The sequence below is a fragment of the Frankia sp. R82 genome (assembly GCF_023716925.1).
Taxonomy (GTDB): domain Bacteria; phylum Actinomycetota; class Actinomycetes; order Frankiales; family Frankiaceae; genus Frankia.
The window spans coordinates 1-1,440 of sequence record NZ_JAMQQG010000155.1 but is presented as its reverse complement, the minus strand read 5'-3'; the positions used below and the strand labels follow the sequence as shown (position 1 = coordinate 1,440).

Here is a 1,440-nt window from a genome sequence, read left to right as displayed (position 1 = left end):
CGGCGGCGGTCGTTTTCGGCGGCGTACAAGTTGCGGATCCTGACCGAGTACGAGGCGGCCCCGGATGGGCAGAAAGGCGCGGTCCTGCGGCGGGAGAGTCTGTACTCGGCGCATATCGTGGAGTGGCGTAAAGCCCGGGAGGCGGGTGCGTTGGCGGGCCTGTCGAAACCGAAGGGCCGCCCGCCGGTCGATGATCGGGACAAGGAGCTGGAGAAGCTCCGGGCCCAGAACGCGAAACTGGAGAAGGAACTGGCGAAGGCCCAGTTCGTGATCGATGTGCAGGGAAAACTTGCCGCGCTCTTGGAGAAACTCTCCGAGGGCGCTCCCGAGGGGAAACCGACGTCGCCGAACACGCCGAACGGCTGACCGAGGAAGCCCTCGACAAGCTGATTCCGAAGGTCGGGGCCGTCGCGGCGTGTCGGGCGGTGGGCCGGTCGCGGGCGACGCATTATCGGCGGCATCGGAAAAGCCCGGCCCCGCCGCGACGGGAACCGATCCCGCACAAGCAGCGCCGGCAGCCGGCGGCCCTGACGGCCGCCGAGCGGGCCCGCGTGTTGGAGGTGCTGCGCTCGCAGCGGTTCGTGGACGCCTCCCCGGACCAGGTGTGGGCGGCGCTGCTGGACGAGGGGGTCTATCTGGCGTCGCCGCGCACGATGTACCGGCTGCTCGCCGAGCACGGCGAGACCGGGGAACGCCGCCGCCAAGCCACCCACCCCGCCCACGTCAAACCCGAACTCGCCGCGGACACACCGAACTCGGTCTGGTCATGGGATATCACAAAGCTCCACGGGCCGAAGAAATGGACCTACTACCATCTGTATGTCATCCTCGACGTGTACAGCCGTTATGTGGTCGGCTGGATGGTCGCCGAAAGGGAATCCGCCGCACTCGCGGAGGATCTCATCACGGCCACCTGCGCGAAACAGCAGGTGTCTCCGGAGCGGCTGACGATCCACGCCGACCGCGGCACGTCCATGACCTCGAAATCCGTCGCGTTGCTCCTCGCGGACCTCGGTGTCACCCGTTCCCATTCCCGGCCGCGGGTGTCGAACGACAACCCGTACAGCGAGGCCCAGTTCAAAACACTCAAATATCGGCCTGGCTATCCCGGGTCGTTCGAGAACCTGCAGGCGGCCCGCGCCTGGTGCCGGCGCTTCTTCGACCACTACAACAACCATCACCGCCATTCCGGGATCGGGATGCTCACCCCGACAGTCGTCCACCACGGCCAGGCCGACAGCGTCCGTCAGGCCCGCGCCCAGGTCCTCGACGCCGCCTACGCCGCCCACCCGGAACGGTTCATCCGCCGCCCCCCGACCCCACCGAAGCTCCCGGCACCCGCCTGGATCAACCGGCCACCCAACGAGGAGCAGCCAGACCCGGAACCGACAAGTAGCTAGTTTTCGAACAACACTGCCTCAAACAGCTTGACGGATTCCG

General features: G+C 67.2%; 2 protein-coding genes. Both read left to right on the top strand.

What is annotated here, in order from left to right; all coding sequences use genetic code 11:
• A partial coding sequence (locus ND747_RS16325; protein WP_251734465.1) for a transposase occupies positions 1–366 on the top strand: 366 nt, incomplete at its 5' end.
• The gene (locus ND747_RS16320) at positions 363–1,400 is read left to right on the top strand and encodes an IS3 family transposase (protein ID WP_251734466.1); all 1,038 of its coding nucleotides are present in this window, start codon (positions 363–365) and stop codon (positions 1,398–1,400) included. The genes ND747_RS16325 and ND747_RS16320, both read left to right, overlap by 4 nt.
• Positions 1,401–1,440 lie beyond the last annotated feature (40 nt).